The sequence below is a fragment of the Guptibacillus algicola genome, assembly GCF_020171805.1.
In the GTDB taxonomy this organism is placed as follows: domain Bacteria; phylum Bacillota; class Bacilli; order Bacillales; family Guptibacillaceae; genus Guptibacillus; species Guptibacillus algicola.
On record NZ_JAIVAF010000001.1, the window covers coordinates 840378 to 857597 of the forward strand.

Annotated in this window: 16 protein-coding genes; 1 reads left to right on the forward strand and 15 read right to left on the reverse strand. The window is 41.5% G+C overall.

Annotation, left to right across the window (positions count from 1 at the left end; translation table 11 throughout):
• Positions 1–7 precede the first annotated feature (7 nt).
• From rbsD to LCM09_RS04505, 7 genes are all read right to left on the reverse strand, one after another.
• Positions 8–394 carry a D-ribose pyranase gene (gene rbsD / locus LCM09_RS04475; protein ID WP_224878988.1) on the reverse strand — a complete coding sequence of 129 codons (387 nt, stop codon included), beginning with the start codon at positions 392–394 and terminating at the stop codon, positions 8–10.
• Complete coding sequence (rbsK, locus tag LCM09_RS04480; protein ID WP_224878990.1) at positions 391–1281, reverse strand: ribokinase; 891 nt, start codon at positions 1279–1281, stop codon at positions 391–393. Before rbsK ends, rbsD begins: the two co-directional genes overlap by 4 nt.
• A 6-nt stretch (positions 1282–1287) precedes the next feature.
• Positions 1288–2265, reverse strand: coding sequence for a LacI family DNA-binding transcriptional regulator (locus tag LCM09_RS04485; protein ID WP_224878992.1), 978 nt, complete (start codon positions 2263–2265; stop codon positions 1288–1290).
• Positions 2266–2365: 100 nt separating this feature from the next.
• Positions 2366–3232: a hypothetical protein gene (locus LCM09_RS04490; RefSeq protein WP_224878993.1), complete on the reverse strand. Its 867-nt coding sequence runs from the start codon at positions 3230–3232 to the stop codon at positions 2366–2368.
• An 81-nt stretch (positions 3233–3313) separates the two neighbouring features.
• Positions 3314–3466 (reverse strand): hypothetical protein, encoded by a 153-nt coding sequence (locus tag LCM09_RS04495; protein WP_224878995.1) that lies wholly within the window; start codon positions 3464–3466, stop codon positions 3314–3316.
• A 177-nt stretch (positions 3467–3643) separates the two neighbouring features.
• A complete protein-coding gene (locus LCM09_RS04500; RefSeq protein WP_224878997.1) occupies positions 3644–6061 on the reverse strand; it encodes an MMPL family transporter in 2418 nt (805 codons plus the stop codon).
• Complete coding sequence (locus tag LCM09_RS04505; RefSeq protein WP_224878999.1) at positions 6058–6510, reverse strand: MarR family winged helix-turn-helix transcriptional regulator; 453 nt, start codon at positions 6508–6510, stop codon at positions 6058–6060. Before LCM09_RS04505 ends, LCM09_RS04500 begins: the two co-directional genes overlap by 4 nt.
• 225 nt (positions 6511–6735) lie before the next feature.
• Between LCM09_RS04505 and LCM09_RS04510 the strand changes: the two genes are divergently transcribed.
• Entirely contained in the window at positions 6736–7230 is a 495-nt protein-coding gene (locus tag LCM09_RS04510; RefSeq protein WP_224879001.1) for a CBO0543 family protein, read from the forward strand.
• Positions 7231–7293: 63 nt separating this feature from the next.
• On the opposite strand, the gene LCM09_RS04515 is transcribed toward LCM09_RS04510, so the two are convergent.
• The 8 genes from LCM09_RS04515 to LCM09_RS04550 all read right to left on the reverse strand — a co-directional run bounded on the left by LCM09_RS04515 (position 7294) and on the right by LCM09_RS04550 (position 17039).
• Positions 7294–7623, reverse strand: coding sequence for a four-helix bundle copper-binding protein (locus LCM09_RS04515; protein WP_224879003.1), 330 nt, complete (start codon positions 7621–7623; stop codon positions 7294–7296).
• A 134-nt stretch (positions 7624–7757) separates the two neighbouring features.
• Positions 7758–7964 carry a copper chaperone CopZ gene (copZ, locus tag LCM09_RS04520; RefSeq protein WP_224879004.1) on the reverse strand — a complete coding sequence of 69 codons (207 nt, stop codon included), beginning with the start codon at positions 7962–7964 and terminating at the stop codon, positions 7758–7760.
• Positions 7965–7993: 29 nt separating this feature from the next.
• Positions 7994–10399: a heavy metal translocating P-type ATPase gene (locus tag LCM09_RS04525; protein ID WP_224879006.1), complete on the reverse strand. Its 2406-nt coding sequence runs from the start codon at positions 10397–10399 to the stop codon at positions 7994–7996.
• Positions 10400–10411: 12 nt separating this feature from the next.
• On the reverse strand, positions 10412–10732 hold the full coding sequence (locus tag LCM09_RS04530) for a metal-sensing transcriptional repressor (protein ID WP_224879008.1): 321 nt from the start codon (positions 10730–10732) through the stop codon (positions 10412–10414).
• Positions 10733–10899: 167 nt separating this feature from the next.
• Positions 10900–11757: an AraC family transcriptional regulator gene (locus tag LCM09_RS04535; RefSeq protein WP_224879010.1), complete on the reverse strand. Its 858-nt coding sequence runs from the start codon at positions 11755–11757 to the stop codon at positions 10900–10902.
• Positions 11758–11850: 93 nt separating this feature from the next.
• Positions 11851–14364 carry a heavy metal translocating P-type ATPase gene (locus tag LCM09_RS04540; RefSeq protein WP_224879012.1) on the reverse strand — a complete coding sequence of 838 codons (2514 nt, stop codon included), beginning with the start codon at positions 14362–14364 and terminating at the stop codon, positions 11851–11853.
• 33 nt (positions 14365–14397) lie between these two features.
• Positions 14398–14769, reverse strand: a complete 372-nt coding sequence (locus tag LCM09_RS04545) for an ArsR/SmtB family transcription factor (RefSeq protein WP_224879015.1) — start codon at positions 14767–14769, stop codon at positions 14398–14400.
• Between the two features lie 197 nt (positions 14770–14966).
• Positions 14967–17039 (reverse strand): right-handed parallel beta-helix repeat-containing protein, encoded by a 2073-nt coding sequence (locus LCM09_RS04550; protein WP_224879017.1) that lies wholly within the window; start codon positions 17037–17039, stop codon positions 14967–14969.
• Positions 17040–17220: the final 181 nt, after the last annotated feature.

A 17220-nucleotide genomic window follows, 5' to 3' on the forward strand; every position in this document is an offset into this window, starting at 1 on the left:
CCCCTTGTTAAAAGATCACTCCTGCGTGAAGGATGCAGTTTGCAAACGGCGTAACTTCACCTGTTCGAATAACAGCTTTTGCCTTGTACGTCTGTTCCTTCAAAGATTCATGTGACGTGTACTCAATCGCTTCAAATAGAGACGACATTTCACTATATACATGCTGGTTGCGCTTCACCTCATCTGCGAGCGTAACCTTCTCAACGACCATTTCGCCTTTCATTACCTGTACAACATCAAGAAAAGAAGGCACTCCTTCTTTAAGAGAAAGATCGATCTTCTCTACATCATCTGGTACTGGAAGGCCGGCGTCAGCCACAACGATCGTATCTGTGTGACCGAGGTCAGCGAGTAATTTCGTTATATGACTGTTCAACATTCCTTTTCGCTTCATTCTGATAGCCTCCGTTCTACTTCTTCACGGGACGGCATGCCCCCCTGTGCTCCAAAACCTGTTACAGAAAGCGATGCAGCTCGATTAGCGAAACGAATACTTTCTTCCATCCCTTTTGATTCAGCAACCGCAACACCGAACGCTGCGTTGAACGTATCTCCAGCGCCTGTCGTATCAACGACTTCTACCTTGAAAGAGGGAACAAGAACTTCTTTCTTCCCGTCATAGTAGCGAACACCTTGCTCTCCTTCTGTAATCAATACTTTGTTTGGAAATACCTTCATTGCTTCTTTTGGAGGTAGTCCTTTGAATAGCACGGCTGATTCGTGCTCATTCGGTGTAAGGTATGTTGCTAGGTTCACTACTTCTTTTGAGATCTCTCTTGCAGGAGCAGGATTAAGCAACAGTGGAACGTCCATTTCGCTACAAACTTTCGCTGCATAAGCTACCGTTTCTTCCGGTACTTCCTGCTGGATCAGGACGAGGTCACATGTTTGTAAAAAGGAAATCATTTTATCAACATAATTCGGAGTAACGTAATCATTAGCACCTTTAACGACTACTATGCTGTTATCACCTTCTGCAAGGATGATATGAGCGGTTCCAGATTCTACACCTGTAACCGGTTCCACACAATCGGTATGAACGCCATTTCTTTTAAAATTTGCGATGATTTCATCGCCATACGCATCATCGCCAACGCAACCGATCATATAGACATCCGCACCAAGCCTTGCTGCAGCAACAGCCTGATTCGCACCTTTTCCACCAGGTACCGTTTTAAATGATTCACCAAGTACCGTTTCACCAGCCATCGGACGTTTCTTTGATGTCACCACGAGGTCCATCGACGAACTGCCGATAACGGCGATTTTTGCTTTCTTCATACTATCTCATTCCTTTCGGGTCGTATTTCGTTCGATTAGTTCAACAGGAAGTTGAATTGACCGCTCGATTTCCTGTTCTTTTCTTATGATGGTGATCAACAGTTTTGCTGCTTGTTTTCCCATTTCATACGCTGGCTGTCGAATCGTCGAAAGCGTTGGATATGAAAGACTGCTTTGTGGGATATCATCATAACCAATGATTTGCACATCTTCTGGAATTCTTTTCCCAAGCCTTAACGCTTCGTGAAGAATCGCTATCCCGACAATATCGTTACTTGCAATAACAGCATCTGTATCAGAATATTTACTAAAAAGTTCTTCTGCCCACCCCTTCGCATCTTCGAAAGAATAGGAAGTCGTTGACATCACAGAGAAATCAACCTCTTCTTGACTAAGGTACTCAATTGCTCCACGAAACCGGTCCTGAGCTGGCTTTATGTGAGAGGGTCCCTTCATCACCGTGATACGTTTTGCCCCCTTTTCTACTAAAGCTTTTGCTGCAAGAAGACCGCCTTCTCTTCCATCGGCATAAACGGCAGGATAGTCCTCTGACGTACGGTCTAAGAGAACTAAAGGAAGAGCTAATGCTTCATAAAGCTCATGATCAACGTGATTCGTTGCTGATATCATACCCACAACGTTATTCTGCGCAAATGTTTGGATATAATCTAGCTCCTTTTGTATGCTTTCATCGCTATTACCAAGTAATAGCCTATAACCTGCTTGGTTCACTTCATCCTCCACACCTCTTGCTAACTGTGGAAAAAATGGATTCGTTATATCAGGGAGCAGCAACCCGATCAATCGAGACTCTCGCTTATAGAGAGAACGTGCAACTTCATTCGGGCTATAGTTAAATTTCGTGATGGCCTTCATCACCTTTTCTCTCGTTTCGGCCCCCACGTATCCATTATCATTTAGTACACGGGAAACCGTCGCAACCGAAACGCCCGCTTCTTGTGCAACATCTTTGATCGTAACCACGTTCTTCACTCCCTTATCGTTCCGTGTGTAACCGGTTACACACAAAGTAACACATTATTGGAACCGCTTGCAATCTTTTTTTTAGATCTATTTCTATAGCTTACGCATTCTTCATTACCATCACATCTTTTGTTAACTCTAAATAACCATCCCTTGAAAAAGAGTTAGGCGTATATGCCGTTGCGATGCATAATGTCTTAGCTCCGCGACGATAACTTTCTACCTCTATTACCGACATCACGTCTTCAAATACATCTTGCATTTGTTCACTCAAGGAGACAGCGATTACTTCAGCATAGTTTGTATCCTTTCTTATCGCGACACCTGCGTATCCTAATCGTTCGCCGTTCACGGTGAATTCAATCGCAAAGTCAAAGTTAACCGTACCGTAGTATTGTCTCATCATATCGATTTCTACATCAGAAGTACTCGAATTATATTTACGCTCTAGATCTTCCCATAGGTCGAATTGAAAACCTTCCTCAACACTATATGTAAACACATCACTTAAAAGCTTTATTTCTGGTTCCCCTTCCAAATGTGTTCCAACTAGCGGAGAAGTATTTATAACCTCAAAACCTTTAGATAAAAAGTACTCGAGCGGTTCTTTCCATTGACTTCTAAAACGCTGTGCGAATTTCTTCGCCCCAAATTCTTCACTTACTGCAAACCCATAGACTCGATCATAAAGCTGATCTTGTACTTCACCCTCATAACCTGGCAAAACCCAAGGGTACCCTAATGATACAAACTCTTTGCTTCCTGTAAAACTCATATAACCGACTACCTTCTTCCCATCGAAAGCAAAATAACGTGATTTCGGATGAAATTGCTCTTGGTCCACAAACTGACGCGGTGAATCAGTTGGCTTCCATGCAAATGGTAGCTTTCTCGTAGCACTTTCCCAAAATTCATACTGCAATTTAAGATCTTCAGGACCTTCATAATGTCGATAGCGTATCTTCAATTCGTTCACTCTCCTCATCTTAGTCATTTGAATTCTATGTATGGCTTTTGATTAACAGCATAATAAAAAGTGTAACGTCGATTATTCCTGTTTGTCTAAACGTCCTTTAATCTCTTCTAACAAATCATTTTGTTTTTCTGGTTTATCTGTAATTTTTTCAGTAACGCTAACGATGGTTTTAGTTATCGACCATAAAAAAAGCGTCATCACAATGATTATTGCTGATCCATCCATTCTTTTTCATCACCTATTTCCTAATAATTATAGTCTTCTACCCTATTTCCTTCATTTCGTACAATTCTCTCTAACTACCAAGTATTTCAAAAGGCATATCTTACCGCAATAGAATTAAGGTCTTTATGAGTTAAGCCGTTAAAGAGAGCCCGCCCTTATGCTGGGCGGGCTTTCTACTTATTTCATTTTCTTCGATTTAAACGGCCACCAAACCCCATTACCGAATGAAACGGTCATAGCCGGAATGAGCAATGGTAAAACAATGAGTCCGTATAAAAGTAATCCCGTGATGACGATCGTAGCAATCTGCACGAGACTCAACACTCCCGATGGAATCATTGCGCCAAACGTTCCTGCAAGGATAATCGCAGCTGTGATGATAACTGTGCCCATTTTGGACATCGAAACGTTGATCGCATCGACAACTGATAATCCATTTGCTGATTCTTCACGGAACCGATCTAATAGGAAGATAGAGTAATCTACTCCAAGAGCGATTAGCATGACGAATCCAAAGAACGGTACTGCCCAGCTAATTCCGTCATAGCCAAGTCCGTTTACAAAGATCCATTCTGCTACTGCGACAGATGTGAAATAGGTGAGTAGTAGTGATCCAATCATATAAAGCGGCATGATAAAGGATCTAAAGATAATCACTAGTGCAACAAACAAACTGATCAACATGATCGTTACCGTCTGAGTGAAGTCACTATTCGATATGTCGCTCAAATCACGGTTAATACTCGATACCCCGCCTATAGCAACCTCAGCATCTTCAAGAGGCGTATCTTTCATCACACGCTCCGTTGTTACTGAAATCCGATCAACCGTATCGATGGCTTCAGGTGAGTAAGGGTTATCCGTTAAGATAACTTCTAGCTTCGTACCCTTTTCCTCCCCAAAGGCATATCGATCGATCACTTGTGCAAATTCCTCATTCTCGAGAGTCCCCTTAGGAATATACAACCCTGTGTCGCGTATCGTTTTGCTTTCACTCATTCCTTGAAGTTGCTCACCTGCAGTGTGTAACCCTTCAGAAATTTGATTTAATCCTTCTAGAGGATTTTGTTGGGGTGCGCCAGCATTAGACGGTGCCGTTTGCGCTTGTGGTGCTTGCGCAGCTTGACTTAGTCCCTGAACCGCACCATCTAGGCCATCAGCTGCCTGACTAACACCTTCCGCAACTCTACCAATCTGGTAATCCGCATAAAGTTCGGTAATCACTTCACCAGCAGGTCTCGTAATCGAACGGACGCTGTCCACCCCATCGATTTTCACAAGTTCTGCACTAAGCTTCTCTACATAAGGAACAGTGTCCTCTGTAACTAGTTTTTCATCACTGGATAGAAGCACCTGAACCGGTAAGGAATCTCCTTGACCGAATCCACTTTCAATAGCACGAAGACCCTTAACGGACTCATAGCTGTTCCCTACTTCGTCTACTGTATTAAAAGATAGAGCATCATCGTATGTGAACAAGAGTGGTACCGTAATCGCCGCAACCACAAGCATCGACAGCAACGGACGATTCACGGAAAGCTTGCTCATCCAACCCCATAGCTTACTGTCATTATGGGAAACAGTTTTCTTCGAAGGCCAGAACATCTTCTCCTTCAACGTTGCCATAAAGAATGGCATAACCGTACTCAACACAAGTAACAGGACTGCAATCCCTACTGCCACTGCTACTGCTGACTTAAATATTGGAAAGTCAGCAAATCCAATTGCGAAGAATCCGATAAATACTGCAAGACCGCTTATATAGAGTGTTCTACCAGCTGTCTTATACGTGCGGACGATCGCATCATTAATGGGCTGACCCGCCCCCAGTTCTTCCTTAAATCTACTCAGTAGTAAAATACAATAATCCGTTCCAATCCCAAAGAGAATGGCGACAAGGAATATTTGCGTATAGTTTGATACAGGAAATCCGAACCAATCAATAAAAAATGCAACGAGCGATTGACTCAGTAAGTACGTAATCCCAACTGACAGAAGCGGAATGATGGGTGTGACTAGTGAACGAAAGACTGCAAGTAGTAGTGCAAAAATTAGAATGACCGTAATGATTTCCGTCTTTTTCAACCCTTCCTGAGCACTCAAGTTCACATCATGATTGATGATCGCTTCTCCAGTCAGGTAAACGGATTCTTGTTCATCCAGCAAATCCGTTCTTATCTTGTCAGCAAGCTCCACCACTTCTTCTTGTGACCCATCGACAGTTATCGGAACAAGAACAGTTTTCTGATCTTCAGAAACAAGCTGTGCTTCTAGTTCTTCACTCCCGAATGGTGCTAAAACAGAGCTGATTGGCTCCCCGATTTTTTGAATCTCTTTCACAGTTGAAGAGATTTCTTCCTTTGCTGAATCATCTAACGTCTCATCAAAGGTATACACTACGGAAATCGTTTCTTCTCCCGCTCCTGCATCATTAAGAATTTCAGCTGCTCGTTTCGACGCAGCATCATCAGGAAGTTGGAAAGTACCAGCGTCTTCTGCCTGCTTTGTAAGATTTGGAGCTATAACGAATAATAGAGCCGTTACAACTAGTAAACCAATCGTAATCGGCCATTTATATTTGATGATAATGTTCATTCTCTTTCCCCCTCAAGCTTCAATATCGACTTAATCTTTCTGAACATGATTAAGAAATTATCTAGCTCATCATCTTTCACATGATTTGAGAATAAATTATGAATATAGGCATACACTGCTTGATCGGATTCTTTTAAGACATTCAATCCTGCATCAGTCAGGTCAACGAGCTTCGTTCGTTGATCTTCTTCTGACTTTACGATTTCAATCAAATCTTTGTCTTCAAGTTTCTTAAGGCGATTCGATATCGCACTTTTATGTACCCCTTGAAGATCTGCAATGATGCCAGCAGTAAGTGGACCGTTCTTACTAATGAGTTTCAATACTTGAATCTGCTCAAGGGAATACTCTTGCCAAACGTCTGCTTTGACATTCTTTAGCACCCTTTCAGTTCCAAATACCATCACATCTTCAAACAGCTCGACTGCCTCTATTAAACGTTTATCCAATTAGTTTACCCCCTAAACTTATTTCTCTATTTAGTTTAGGGGGTAAACTATAAAAGTGTCAAGAAAAGGATAAGGTGAAAATAGAAAAAAGCCTAGATTTGATTCTAGGCTTGCACAAGGAAAACTATGCCTATTTGCTTATTTTTAAACAAAAGGCAATTGTTGGTATTTTAATCAACGTTCTTGACCACTCTAGCAATGACGCTGAAAATAGGAGAAAATTATATGAATGTCATTCTTGTAGCCCTGGTCTTTCTACTTGCTTTCCTAAAAGGAGACTGGAAAAACTGGGAACCATACTATCCAACAATGCTCTATATTTCCTTAGCTTCTTTCTTATATGAATTCATTTCACATAGTCACTTTCACCTATGGGAACTTCAAGAAAGCACGTTCTTTAACCTTATGAACGTTCACTTCGTACATAATTTGATTATTAACCCATTATTAGCCTTTGTTTATTTATCGAATTATCCTTCAGACGTTAAGAAACAAGTGATCTACACGCTCAAATGGGTCATTGTTTTTGGATTGATCGAATGGATTGGAACACAAACAAATACGATTTCGTACCACAATGGCTGGCATATCGGATGGTCCGTACTGTTTGTAGCCATTATGTTTCCTATGGTCCGTCTTCATCATATTCATAAGCTTGTTGCACTCATACTCTCATGCTTTTTTACATTTTTATATTTGCTCATTTTCAACTACTTGTAAAACTAAACGAGAGCTTTCCACTTTTCGGAAAGCTCTCGTTCGTATTCACTACAGTACCTTTTATTAAGCAGCCAGCTTTCTGCACTCCTCTGCACATTTAAAGCAAGCTTCTGCACAGTCTTGACAGTGCTTGTGATCATGCTTCTTACATTCATTTCCACAAGCTTCACAGATAGTCGCACATACTCCCGCCAGTTCTGAGGAAAATGGCGTACCTCGCACAAGAGCCTGTTCTAAAAAGCCACAGATATCCGAGCATTCTCGATCAAGACGAATGCATTCAGCCATCATTTTCACATCTTCTTCTTTAAGGCAAGAATCATAACAGTGGTTACATGCCGTCATGCACTCATGCAGCGTTTCAATAATAGAACCGTATTTTTCGTGTGACATAGCTATTCCTCCTTAATAGTGATTTCACTGTAGTATTTTTCCATAATTATGTACTTTTAAACTCAATTTGGCCATAAAATTCCTTAAACAAAAGGAGCGAGGATTCACCCTCGCTCCTTTCTATAGAAAATATGCTACACAATATCATACCCTTGTTCTTCTACCGCTTCATTCATATCAGAAACCGAAACTTTGGATGCTTCATAGGACACTTCTGCTTTTCCTTTCGCCACGTCTACCTCGACTCGAGAAACACCGTTTAACTCCGTTAATGCTGATTCCACTGCTGTTTTGCAGTGATTGCACGTCATACCTTTAATGGTAAGTGTTGTATTTTCCATGTTGAACTCTCCTTTCACATAATAAAATTTTATAATTTAACTCGCTTCAAACGAAGTGAGTTCGTCACAACAGATACTGAACTAAATGCCATTGCGGCACCTGCTACCCACGGGGCTAAGAGTCCGATCGCAGCGATCGGAATTCCAATCGAGTTGTAGAATAGTGCCCAGAACAAGTTCTGGCGAATGTTCTTCATTGTCTTCCGGCTTAAGTTGATCGCTTTAGGGATATGTTCTAAATCCCCACCGACAAGCGTAACGTCTGCTGTTTCGATCGCGACGTCCGTACCGGTCCCGATCGCCATCCCGATATCAGCCGTTGCAAGTGCTGGAGCATCATTTATTCCATCACCAACCATCGCAACGCGCTTTCCTTCTTTCTGAAGACCAGAAACCTTATTCGCTTTATCTTCTGGAAGAACTTCAGCATATATACCAGTGATGTTCACTTGTTTCCCAATCGCTTCTGCAGTCCTCTTGTTATCACCAGTAATCATATATACATCGATTCCAAGTTCACGTAATTCTTGAATCGCTCTCTTTGATGTTTCTTTTACTGTATCAGCTACGGCGATGATCCCTCTAACTTTTTGCTCAATGGCGATGAACATCGCTGTTTTTCCTTCTTTTTCGAAGCGAGCCATCTGCTCTTCATACTCTTTATATGGTATCTCCTCACGAGCCATCAACTTCCTTGTACCAGCAAGAACTTTCTTACCATCGACAGTAGATAAGATACCGTGACCAGGTATGGCCTCAAAGCTGTCAGCTTCATTCACCTTCATTTGCCTTTGTTCACCGTATTGGACGATTGATCGCGCAAGCGGATGTTCTGATGCTTTTTCTGCTGCAATGAGGTATGGTAAGACGTCTTGGTCTTCTCCATCCACAACGATGAAGTCAGTCACCTCAGGTTTCCCTTTCGTAATCGTTCCCGTTTTATCTAATAAGATGGCATCAATTTTGTGAGTACCTTCTAAAAACTCGCCACCTTTGAAAAGAACGCCCATTTCAGCACCTTTCCCCGTACCTACCATGATGGAAGTAGGCGTAGCGAGTCCGAGTGCACACGGACAAGCGATAACGAGAACAGCGATTGCAACCTCAAGTGCCTGAGGTAAATCGAAAGGATTCACCCAAAGGTACCATACCAGAAACGTTACGACTGAGATTCCTACTACGATCGGAACAAAGATACCTGATATAACATCTGCCATTCTCTGAATTGGTGCTTTAGAGCCTTGGGCTTCTTCAACGATTTTAATGATTCCTGCAAGCGCAGTATCACTGCCTACCTTCTCAGCAGTCATCGTCAACGTTCCGTTCTCATTGATAGTAGATCCAATGACAGTATCTCCTTCAGTCTTGTCAACAGGTATGGATTCACCTGTGATCATGGATTCATCTACCGAGGACTTCCCTTTTTGTATCAAACCATCTACAGGAATCTTATCTCCTGGGCGAACAAGAATCGTATCGCCTACCTGGACTTGATCGACCGGGATTTTCACTTCTTCACCATCTCTTATCACACTAGCTTCTTTCGCTTGAAGATCTAATAATTTCGTAATGGCTTGCGTCGTTCTCCCTTTTGCGAGATCTTCAAATAACTTTCCAACAAGGATGAGTGTAATTAAGATCGCACTCGTTTCAAAATACAGTTCCGGATTATAACCTGACGTCGCAAAGAATCGAATACCTTCCACTACACTATAAAAGTAAGCTGCAGACGTTCCTAGTGCAACAAGCACATCCATATTGGCACTTTTATTAATAAGTGCTCTGTAAGCCCCAACATAGAAGGGAGCACCAATATAAAATTGTACTGGTGTAGCTAATAGGAATTGAAACAGCGGATTCATAAATAATTCAGGTAATGGAAGTGCAATATCCATCGGAAGATGAGCGATCATCGTATAAAGAAGCGGTAAAGAAAGCAAGATCGATAAACCTAGCTTCATCTTCTTCTGTTTGATTTCTTCCTCTTTGTGAGAACGCTTCTCTTCACGGTCTTCCTTAACGACAGCTTCATACCCTAATTTCTTTACTTTTTGGATAACGTCGTCAACCGTCACGACCCCAGGCTGATATTCCACGATACCAGATTCAGTCGTTAAATTAATTGAAGCTGAATCGACACCTTTCGTGCGGTTCAATCCTTTTTCAATCCTTGTAGAGCAAGCAGCACATGTCATCCCATGGATGTCTAGCTCAACCCGCTCTTTTTGAACACCATACCCTAACTTCTCTATTTTGTTTACGATGTCACCCGCTTCTACCTTCTCCTCATCGTAGGTGACACTCGCTTTTTCCATTGTCAGATTGACGTTTGCTTCCACACCGTCCATCTTGTTTAGGACTTTTTCGATTCTTTGTGAGCAAGATGCACATGTCATTCCCGTGATATCGAACGTAGCTTGTTTATTCGTCTCCATTTCATCACCTTCTTACTTCGTGAATTGTTTGATCACCTTCATCAATTCATCTATATGATGATCGCCGTTACCTTCTTGAATCGAGCTCGCTACACATGTTTTCGTATGTCGTTCAAGCAATGAAAATCCAACCTTATCTAAAGCTGCTTGAATCGCAGAAATCTGGATAAGAATATCAACGCAGTAGCGATCTTCTCCGACCATCTTCTGTATCCCTCTGATCTGACCTTCTATTCGTTTCAACCGATTTTGCAAAAGTTGCTTTTCCTCTTCAGTCCTAGCTTCAGTCGGCTTTTTATCTGGCTGTAGTGAAAGTTCAAGCTCATTACTCATCAAGACCCGCTCCCTTTTGCTTTTACCCACAATATACCCCCATAAGGTATATGAGTCAAATCGTTTGATTTAGTGATTGTTCATACTCATCTCCTCTAAAGTTAAATTTTTGTATATAAAAAACGCGACTCCTCATACTGAGGAATCGCGCAAGTATCACCGTTATTCTATTTAACCGGAATCCAAATTTCAGATCGGTAGTCTTCGCTGTTTGGGTTTCCTGCTGAATATACTTCGAGTTCAGGCCCACCTGCATTTTCATATCCATTCGATGGAAACCATTCGGAATAGATCTTCTTCCATGCCGCTTGCATTGCGTGAGGCATCGCTCCTTGGACGCTAAATATCGCCCAACGACTACGAGGAATCTCAAGCTTGCTCATGTTTTCGGGTGGCTCTCCATTATGAGCAGCCGCAATCCAATACTCCATACGCTCGGATTGCTCATTATCACTGAGGCAAATTCCTAACATTCCTTTCACAGGTCCGTTATTTTTCTTTAATAGCGTTTGGTCGGTACCATTAGTATTCACTTCTTCCCACATCTTTGGTATAAGGCTATGGTTCTCTCCGTTCGCGCAAGACATTCCCTTCTTGATTCCAACAACTTGAAACGCTTCTCTCTCAACAATTTCGTATTGCATCGGTTCCGCTCCTTTCAAACTCACCTGGATAATCAGGCGGTTATAAGCTGTCATCTTTCCAGATTTTTTTCGTACTTCTCTCGGGGATAAGCCATGCTGCTTACGAAATGCTTTCGAGAAAGACTCGGGAGTGTCGTAGCCATATTTATAGGCGAGATCGATAATTTTATCATCACTTTTTCTTAATTCTTGAGCGACCAACGTTAACCTTCTCCGACGCATGTACTCTGCCACTGTCGTTCCTGTTAAAATAGTGAAGATCCGTTGAAAATGAAACGGAGACAAATGTGCAGCTCTCGCTATCTCCTTTATCGTTATCGTTTCCAACAAATGATCTTCCATAAAATCGATCGCCTTTTGCATCGACTCGATCAACGTCATCTCCTTCACTCCCTTACTCTCACTTTACCAACACAATACCATAAAAACCTGTCATTCCATGCTCAGGAATGACAGGTTTACTAGAAGAGCAATTTATTCTTTTCTTAACAACCTCATACTGTTGAGAATGACGAGTAATGCCGCACCTGTATCACTTAGAACTGCCATCCAAAGAGTGAGGAAGCCAGGAAAAATCAGCAGGAGCGCTGCCACTTTCGTCACTAATGAAAACCAAACATTCTGCTTAATAATCTTCAAAGCCCTACGGCTTAATCGAATCGTATAAGGTAGCTTCTCTAGATTATCTGCCATCAGAACGATGTCTGCCGTTTCCATAGCCGTATCTGTTCCGGCACCCCCCATAGCGATACCTAGGTCAGCTGTCGCTAGAGCAGGGGCATCGTTTATCCCATCTCCAACCATCGCGACACTCTTACCTTCATGCTGTAATGCTTTTATTGAGGACACTTTTCCTTCAGGAAGCAATTCAGCAAAGTAGCGATCGACACCTGTTTCATCAGCGATCTTCTTCGCTGTTCCTGCATTGTCACCTGTTAACATCACCATTTCTTCTAAGCCTACTTGCTTCAACTTCTGTATCGATTGAACCGTAATGTCCCGGATGGTGTCTGCTACAGCAATGATACCTAGAACTTCCGTTTGATTTCCTACTACCACGAGAGTGTGTCCGTCACTTTGTAACGAAGCGATTCGCGTCTCAAATTCATCGAATGGGACTGCCATTTCAGAAAACAATTTCGGATTTCCTGCGAAATAGTCGATGCCATTAATCGTCGCTTGAGCACCTTTCCCTGGTATTGCTTTAAATGATTCTCCAGCTTTAACAAAAATGTCACGTTCTTTTGCGTACGTCGTAATAGCTTGAGCGATTGGATGCGTTGAATGCTCCTCAATCGTTCTTGCGATACTGATGAGCTCTTCCGTATTTTGTTTAACGGTAATGACTTCTGTAACTTTGGGTTTTCCTTCTGTTAGGGTCCCCGTCTTATCAAAAGCAATCGCTTTAATGACGCCAGCTTTTTCTAAGAACGTGCCCCCTTTGATCAATACGCCGTTATTAGCTGCATTTCCAATTGCAGATACGATCGCAACAGGAGTTGAAATGACCAATGCACATGGACAAGCTACTACTAATAATGCAAGCCCTTTATACAGCCATCCACCCCATGTTCCGAAACCTAATACTGGCGGAACGACCATGATAAGAAGGGCTAGAGCAAACACGATCGGCGTATAGACTCTTGCAAATCGATCGACGAATGCTTGAGTAGGGGCCTTCTTCTCTTGCGCCTCTTCTACAAGGTGAACGATCTTGGCAATCGTTGTATCTTCAACCAATTTCGTTACAGTTACTTCTAATGAACCACTCTCATTAACCGTTCCTGCGTACACCGCATCTCCCTTGGCTTTATCGACAGGTAACGATTCTCCTGTGATGGGTGCCTGATTAATACTAGATGAACCTGATATGATTTCGCCATCAAGCGGGATCTTGTCACCAGGCTTAACGATGATCACATCGTTCACCCTCACGTCTTCAACTCGTTTTCGAATCAGTTGATCTCCACTTTTCACTGATGCTTCTGAAGGCGAAAGGTTAATTAAACTTCGGATCGATTCTCTTGTACGTTCGATGGACCTGTTCTGCAACTTATTTCCTAAAGCAAAGAGAAAGACCACAGTCGCACCCTCAAACCACTCGCCAATAAGGGCGGCACCAATCGCTGCTGAAGCCATCAGCACGTTCATGTCGAGAGAGCCACTCTTTATAGCATAGTAAGCACTTTTTGCTGGCTTAAATCCTCCTACAACGATGGCTGCAGCATAAAGAGCGATAATGAGATCATTGTTTAAGGGCGTAAATGACCCGATGAAACCAAGAACTAGAAAGATTCCAGCTAGTGTCGTAACCGGTATTTTTCTTTTCGTTTTCTCATTCTTTTGTTCGTTAGTAGATTCTAAGGAAGCGTCAAAACCAACTCTTTGCACTTCTTTTATTATTTCTTTTTCATTCGTTGAGTGATCAACATGCATGTTTCCTGTAGAAAAATTCACGTTGACCTCATGTACATTAGGGTTTTGGGAAAGATGTTTTTCAATCGTCATGGCGCATGACCCACAGTCCATCCCTTCAACTTTGTACGTTTGCATGTTTTTTGGTTTTTGCATTGGCTCCGCTTCGAAACCTAACTTCCTAACGTAATTAGGGATATTCTCATACACATCTGCGCTCTCTGCACCTACGGCCATCTTCCCAGTTCCATACATGACCTGCACCGAACGAATCCCTTTCGTCTTCTGTAACCCTTTTTCAATTGTAGCTGCACAAGAAGGGCAATCCATGCCACTAATTTTATACTGAACGGTGTCTTGTTCATCTGGAGTACTACCGCTTCTTTCATCTTCTATAGAACTACAACAGGTAGAAGTCTTGTCAGTTTCAGCCGTTTCGTTTGAACAACACGTAGAAACAGTTGGTTCTACTTTCTCTGGTCTACAGCAATTGACATCTTCTGCCTCGTTATGATCATGACCTTTCTCACCTGAACAGCAGCCAGATTGTGAGTTTTTTTCTACCTCACTCATACTCCTACCTCCTTTCGTAAACTCCGCCAATCCTCATGAATGTTTTGCATGCACCAAAGCAATTGAAACCAATTGATGAACATGATCGTCGGCTAAAGAATAGAAAACAAGTTTTCCTTCTTTACGATATTTGGCGAGTTTCATATTTCTAAGTAATCTTAAGTGGTGTGATGCTGTGGCAGTCGTGGAACCAATAATATTTGCAACATCACATACACAAAGTTCTTTTTCTAACGTGAGCGCATAAGCGATCTTCATTCTTGTAGCATCTGATAACGCTTTGAAAATCAACTCAACGCCTTCCACCTTCTCGATTTCTGGCTGGACTCTTTGAACAAGCTCTTCATCGAAACAAAATGTATCGCATGTATCTTTATTAGTTGGTTTTATTATCTTTTCACTCATCATGTTCACCTTCATTCAAATGATTGTTTGAGTATTTGTTTATAGTGTAGTATCTCCTCTAGATGAAGTCAAAACAATTATTCAAACGAACGTTAGAATATGGCGTAACCTTTACCTTATGCTTACTAATTGGTTCATCATAGTTATAACATTAGAAAAACGCTCAAGTTCTGAGCGTTTTTTCTATTATTCTGGTTTTAATCAAAGATGTCCGATGGATCACTTTTGCCCCAGTCATTTTGTATGAAGCTGTTATTTCTATTCTCTACTTTCACATCAAAAGGATTATTTCTAAACACCTTATTTCTGAGTAGAAGATTGTGAATAGCTTTGTTTTCAAGAACAATGCCATCCATTTTATTACCTGTAATGGTGTTTTCCTCTAAATTATGAAAACCTGTCTCTACTAATACACCGCTGTGTAAGTTGAATTGAATCATATTTCTAGCAACCTGATCGCCTTCATTATTTAGTCTTACACCACTTAACGTATTGGCTAGGATTTTGTTCTCGATGATCGCCCCTGAACCAAGACCCGCTATTTCATGAACACCATTATTGTTATTTTCATTAATCTCATTATTGTATATAAAGTTGAAACCAGCGTTGTCGGCAATTCCATTCATGCCGTTGGAAAGAAAACGATTTCGAGTAACGGTACTACCTACCGTGGTATTTCCTTCATAGTTAACGGCATTTCCACCATTAGAATGAACCGTATTGTCGACGATCCATGTGTTCATCGCTTTGATTCGAATACCGTCTTCGAGCGCATGTGAGATGTCGTTTTGCCATATGAGAGTAGAGAACGCGAGAGAAAGTTCGATTCCATTTCCTTTTGAAATGTTCTTAATGTCATTGTCCACGAGTGAAACGCCTATGCCTTTCACTAAAATCCCAGTATCGATATAGTTCTTAATCTTGAAGCCTTGAATGAGTAATATACTAGATGATAGATCAAAGGCAACGTTCAATTTGTCCTTCCCATCTAGCGTCACATGGTTCCCATTCGCAATGATACGGATACCTGACTTTGAGAGTGGCACCGCCACTTCTTCATGGTACACACCATTTTCTATGAGAATCGAAGTGCCAGGGAAAGCGGCATTCACTGCTTCAGATATTGTTTCATAGTCATTCGGGACAGTGATGACCATGCTTTTCAACTGATGTGACCCTTCGGCTGAGTGATGAGGAGGCGAGTTACTTAGATGGTTTTGGAGAATCGTATTCTTAGAATTTTTAACCTCGAGGTCATTCTTTCTATTTCGTTTAAAAAAGTTTCTAAAAACAAGATTTCTCGTAGCTTTCTCTTCTAAAACGAGACCATTTGCATTCTCAATAAATCGGTTTAATTCAATACCATTTAACTTTCCTTCTACGTGAACACCAGAGCGTTCATTTCCTACGAAATCATTGTCTAACGCTACATTACCAGGCGTATTCATTGCTAACCCATTGACTCTATTGTTTTCGACCTTATTTCCTAATGTAATTGAGCCACCAAGACTAGAAGGGAGATCAATACCCTGTTTCCCATTTTCACTAATCTCATTATCGAATATAAGATTAAACCCTTCATCTTCTAGTATTCCGCTGGCTCTATTATGCTGGATGACGTTTCCGACGATATGGTTTCCGATCGTTTGAATGCGAATACCATTTTTTCCGTTCTGACGAATGGCATTATCAACGACCCATACGTTTTTCGATTGAAGGTTAATGCCATCCTGATGTGCACTGGATATTATATTCTTCCAGATCAAATTAGAGAAAGTTCCTTTATCCAACTGGATGCCGTGTCCTTCCTTAATACTGTGAATCGTATTCTCGATCAGTTTAACTCCGTATACACCTGTAACTTCTATTGCTGATTTGACGTAATCTTCAATAACGAACCCATTTACTTCAACATCATTTGCCATCAATGTAAATGCTTGTTTCAGTTTTCCTTTTCCATTTAAGATTACCTTGTCACCATTCGCGATAAAACGGACGGAAGGTTTATCTGAAGGGACCGTAATACTTTCATGATACGTTCCATTTGAGATGAGTATAGTATCACCAGGATTCGCCTTTTTTAGAGCCTTCGTAATCGTTTTAAAATCTTGTGGTACATGGAGCGTTTTTTGAATTGTTTTTGCAGACGATGTTCTAGACTGCCCTTTTTCCATCAATGAAACAAGGTCTGCATGATAGTCTTTCACACTTTTATTCCACTGTTCAAATAGTTTTTGTAAGCCTAAAGGTAGATTTTCACTTCTTGACATTCGTGTTCCACACCTTCTTTCAAGTCTCGAATACAACATGCTTCTATTAAGTAACTCGATCTACGTGATAGAGGCAAATAGCACTTATAGCATGTGTATTACCGCTTGGACTTGAATGCTTGTGTGCATGTCTAGAAATAGGAAAATAAATGCAGAATATAATAGGAGTTTACAAAAATAA